5 protein-coding genes and 1 pseudogene are annotated in these 4,622 nt (G+C 53.6%); all 6 read right to left on the bottom strand.

The genetic code is table 11. From position 1 onward, the window contains the following. Positions 1–53 precede the first annotated feature (53 nt). Complete coding sequence (locus HMPREF2572_RS00310; protein ID WP_070495310.1) at positions 54–1,790, bottom strand: DUF927 domain-containing protein; 1,737 nt, start codon at positions 1,788–1,790, stop codon at positions 54–56. After that, the gene (locus HMPREF2572_RS00315) at positions 1,787–2,908 is read right to left on the bottom strand and encodes a DUF7146 domain-containing protein (RefSeq protein WP_070495312.1); all 1,122 of its coding nucleotides are present in this window, start codon (positions 2,906–2,908) and stop codon (positions 1,787–1,789) included. The genes HMPREF2572_RS00310 and HMPREF2572_RS00315 overlap by 4 nt, the downstream gene beginning before the upstream one ends. Then, positions 2,905–3,120, bottom strand: coding sequence for a PTS sugar transporter subunit IID (locus HMPREF2572_RS00320; RefSeq protein WP_070495315.1), 216 nt, complete (start codon positions 3,118–3,120; stop codon positions 2,905–2,907). Before HMPREF2572_RS00320 ends, HMPREF2572_RS00315 begins: the two co-directional genes overlap by 4 nt. A gap of 136 nt (positions 3,121–3,256) precedes the next feature. Next, positions 3,257–3,505 (bottom strand): hypothetical protein, encoded by a 249-nt coding sequence (locus HMPREF2572_RS00325; protein ID WP_070495316.1) that lies wholly within the window; start codon positions 3,503–3,505, stop codon positions 3,257–3,259. 281 nt (positions 3,506–3,786) lie between these two features. After that, entirely contained in the window at positions 3,787–4,329 is a 543-nt protein-coding gene (locus HMPREF2572_RS00330; protein ID WP_070495317.1) for a terminase small subunit, read from the bottom strand. A 68-nt stretch (positions 4,330–4,397) separates the two neighbouring features. Then, positions 4,398–4,622: pseudogene (locus HMPREF2572_RS00335) on the bottom strand (hypothetical protein); the annotation flags it as partial.

Here is a 4,622-nt window from a genome sequence, read left to right on the forward strand (position 1 = left end):
GTATCGGTCATGGCGGGCTTGGTGGGCGTTTTAAATTAACCCTATGCAAACGGTCAGTCGTCCAGTTCCATATCGGGGGTCAGCACATAAAACCAGCCGCTACCTTTGCGCTGGTGTTGGTAGCCTTTGTTTTTGTGGTTGTATTTCAGCAATCCCCCATCTAACAACACGCGGCATACTTTCTGTTCATCGAAACTTTGGGCGATTTCATCGGCAAAGACACGGCGGATTACCCACAATTCCAATTTCTCCCCCCCCTGTTTCCGATAGCCTGCATGGTCTTTGTTGGTACTTTTATCGCTCCAATCCGTAAACCTCATGCCTAACGCGTATAGGTCGATAAAGTCCTCCGCCTGCTCGATGATTCGGCGGTCTTCGTGTTTCCCCGCTCCGTTGGCTTCCAGCCATTCATCAAAGCATTGTTTCACGCCTGCCATGCCTACGCCTGCGGCTAAACCGGTAACGGGGGCGGCAAGCTCCAATGCGGCGGCGGCAAGGGCAAAGCGTTTTGCTACTCTTCGCGCCTGCCCTGACAATTCGGGGACGGTCTCCATAAATGCGGTCATGCGCTCGTTTGCCTGCCGTTTGGCTTGTTCTAGGTCGTCTGAAAGCCGTCGGATGAAAGCCCTGCCCGCTGCTCCGTGATATTGTTCGGCGGATTGGGCGATATGTTCGCTCAATAATGCGCCGCTCTCGAAGCCGTGCAAGGTGTCGTAAATGCCGTATCGGGCGGCGGCTCTGATACTGGGCAGACGGGCGGCTTGCCCTGCGTTCCAATCGCCTTTGTGGTGTTTCAGGATGGAATCGGGGGTCTTTTCGCCTGTCGAGAACATCATCACTTTCCAGCGGCTCAAGGCGCGGTTTCCGCCCTGTTTTGCGCCCTGTACTTTGTTGATTCCGTTCATGACGCTGTAAACGGTGTCGCCGATGACGTGGGGGCTTGCCTGCCCGATTTCGTCCAACACCAGCAAGCCGTCATTGCGGGCGGCGGCGGTATTGGAAAAGCCTATTTTCGTGCCGCTCCAAGACAACAGGCTGCCCGATGGTCTGCCCCATACGCTCAAGGCTGCTTTTGCGGCGGTAGTCTTGCCGTCGGATGAATCGCCCGTCAAATGGAAACCGCCTGATTCTTCGCTCAACAGGGACAGCAAGGGGGCGGCAAAGGACGCGCCCAATGCAAGGCATAGGCGGCTGTTTCCCGCTGCGTATCGGGCGATATTTTGCTGCCAGTCGGTTAATTCTCCGTTTGGTCGGTATGCCGCCGCTTGGCTGGTGTCGCCGTTGTAGATGACGGCGGGTGTTTTGCCGTCTGCCGTGATGGTTTCGCCGCTGGGCATGATGTAGGTGTCGCCGTGCCAGCCCGCGCGGTCGGTAATGGTAAAGGCGGTACGGCTGCCCTGTGTCTGCAAATAATCAGCAAGCCGTTCGCGTTTGGCTCTGCCTGATAAGACGGTCAAGCCGTAACCCTGCAATCGCTGCCAGCCTTGAACCGTGCCGATTTCCGCTTGTGGGATGGCGGCGGTCTTGGTTTGGCGTGTGATTTTGTCCTGCCAGCGGATAACGCGGTAATACGCGCCGTCGTTGTCCTGCCCTGTGCCGATGATGTCGATAGGGTCGGAAAGTAATAGCGGCTCTGCTTCGATGGCTTCGCCGTCTTTGCCCGTTCTGACGTTTATCCACCATACGCCCCGATGGTCGGTATCGAAGCGGGGGCGCGGTTGGTATGGTTCGATGTCGTTGATGTTGTAGTCTTTGGTGCTTTCCTGCTTCGCTGTTTCGGTATTTTTCATGCTGCTTTCCCTCCGGTGTTTGGTATGGTGTTGTCTGATTGGGCTTCAGACGACCTTTTTTCTTTCAGTTCGTCCAATGCGTCATAGCCTAGTGTGTCGCTCTGCCATATACGCGCCTTGATGCCCTGCCTGATGGCTCGGACTGCCAAATCATGCGCGGCTTTGAAACCTACGGGGCGCGGCGTGTCGTTATCGGCAATAATCACGATTTCCTTTAGGTCGTCTGAAAGTCGGTATTTCGCCAAGCTGTTTGCGCTCAAGGCGGCGCATAAACCCCAGTCATGGGTATGGAACAGTTCGCGGGCGGCAAGGGCGGTTTCTATGCCCTCCGCGATGACAAGTCGTCCGTTTTCAGGGACGGGGAACAAGTGAACCGCCATGCCTGAAATGCTGCCCTGTTTGCGGCTTTGCATTTTCTTGGCTGGCAAGGCTTCGCCCGTTTCGGGGTGGCTGATTGCAAGTTTTTGATAATGCGGGGCGTGTTGTCCGTCCTCTCCGTATGGCGTGTCATAGGTCGTCTGAAAATAGGTCATGTGCAAGCCTTGAAGCTCGCCGCCTGTATCGCGGATGGCGCAAACCATACAGGGAAAACGACCGATGAAAAGCGGCGCATTTTCGCCACTAGTCCAATAATCCGCCTCTCTCAAAAAACGGACGTTTTCAGGTAACTGCGCCATGTCCAAACCGCGTGATTTTAAATACTGCACGGCGGGGGAATCGGCGGTTATCGGCTCTGCCCCGTTCCACAATGCGGCAAGTTTGCCGATGTGGTCTTTTTCGTGGCGTGGCTGCGTCTGTGGGCGCGTGGGCGGTATGGGTAGGGGGTTTGCCCCGCCCATGTTCAACACGCCCGCTACGGCGCGTAATGCTTCGTCAAAACCGCAATTCAGATAATGCATTACCAAGCCGAAACCGTCGCCCGCGCCATTGTTGTAATGGCTGCAAATGAATGTACCGTTGCCGTCCTTGTCGTCGTATCTGAAACGGTCTTTGCCCCCACACGCGGGGCAAGGCTGGTGTTTGTTTTTCAGGTATCGCGGGTCTATGCCGATGGCGGCGTGGATTTCCTGCCAGCGGTATTGCGCGGCGGCTTTGATGTCTTGATAGGTCGGTTTCATTGTTCTGCCTCCCCTGTTACAGGTTCTAAAACCACCCCTGCCATCGGGTCGGTCTCCCATATGGTCGGCGTTGTCTGTATTGCCTGCTCCGTCTCTGCATGGGCAGGCTGGTTACAGGCTCGGATTGCCAAAGCTATCAACAACACCCCAAACACCAGCAAAGCGCGGTTGGAATAGCGGCGGAAACGGTCGTTTTTGTCAGTCGGTTTCATGGTTTAAAGTCCTCCATGCCCCAGCGCACCAAAATTATAAAGCATCGAAAAATCAGATACTTACAAAAACACTAGGGCGAAGTTTGCCCCATGCCGTCCAAAACGGGCGGCATAAAGGCGGGTGTTTTTCAGGGATTTAGTGGATTTGTTCGGCTGTCGTTACGCTGTAAGCAGCCCATGCTTTTAGGTCGTCTGAAAGCAAAGCAATAAACGACCGGCAGGCGGCAACGGCGGCGGCGTGTGATGGATAGATGCCCAAACGGCGGGCGGTGCATGAATGAACGTCAATATCGGCTAAATACGCGGTCGGTTCGTGGACGACAGCGCAAAAGCCTTGTCCTGATGGGGATTGAACGTCTTGAATTTGGGGGAAATTTGAAGTCATGGTATTTCTTTCTTTAGAGATTTTGAGAACGCCCCAATAAGGGGGGGGCGGTGCTCTCTCTGGCGAAATAAAACCAGCCTGCGCCTTGCGGTTGGCAGACACCGCCATAACTCGTGATAGGTCGTCTGAAATGCTAACGTTTGATAACATTGCAAACACCTGTAAAAGAATTTTGGCGATAAAAAATCAGCGTTACCCTGCTGATTGGGTATTTCGTTTTGAGAGAACCTAAATTCTGATTCTCAAGGCTCGATTTGTCAAATGATTTTTGCATCAGACGGCTAAAATTTTTTACCCACGATAATCATGGTTATTACATACCCGATGCGCTCTGTATCTTCTCCAACGGTTCCGATGATGTCTTCAAGCGTGATTTCACTGTACGGCTTATTGAAAAAAGCGTTCATGACTTGCTGCATTTCTTCCTGACTTAGCGGGCATTTGCGCTCTTCCTGTATTACTTGGCTGATTTCCGCCTCCGCCTTGATTTCCGCCTTATCCACCAATAAGCCCAGCATTTTTGCTTTGCCCATCGTTGCCGATACCGCCGCGCTGCTTTGCGGGGTAGGGGCTGCCAGTGCCGCCGCGCGCGCTTGCTCCAATTCGCTCAACAGGTCGTCCACCGTTACCGCGTGTCGTTGCCGCGCTTCTTCCTTTAAGCCGTCCACCATCGCGGAAATATCGGGGTCTTGAAGCAGCTTATAGGCTTCATTCGTTACCGTTTCGGGCTTCATGTTGTCGGTGTTGTAGGCTTGCCGGTATGCTTCGCTCGCATTGCCCGTTTCTACATACAGGCGGGCAAACTGCTCTTGTTTCGGGGTCATGTCCTTAATCCTTTCAGAACGCCGCCCAATAGCGATTTTTCAGCCTTTGGGCGGCTGTTTGAGTGTTGCTATTTCAAATTGTCCAAAGCCGCTTCTTTTTCTTTCTCCATGTCTTCCAAGATGTCGAAAATAGCGTTTTCTTCTCCGCCTGTGCCGTCCATCATGTTGAAGAAGCCGGGTAAACGTAAATCAATGATTCGATTTGGCAGGGATTGCCCATAGGACGGGCAATCAGCCCGCAAACCGTTTTCTTGTAGCTTCGTTTTCATTTCAACGGCGGCTTTACCGATTCC

Origin of the sequence: Neisseria sp. HMSC064E01, assembly GCF_001808875.1 — a bacterium.
Taxonomy (GTDB): domain Bacteria; phylum Pseudomonadota; class Gammaproteobacteria; order Burkholderiales; family Neisseriaceae; genus Neisseria; species Neisseria sicca_A.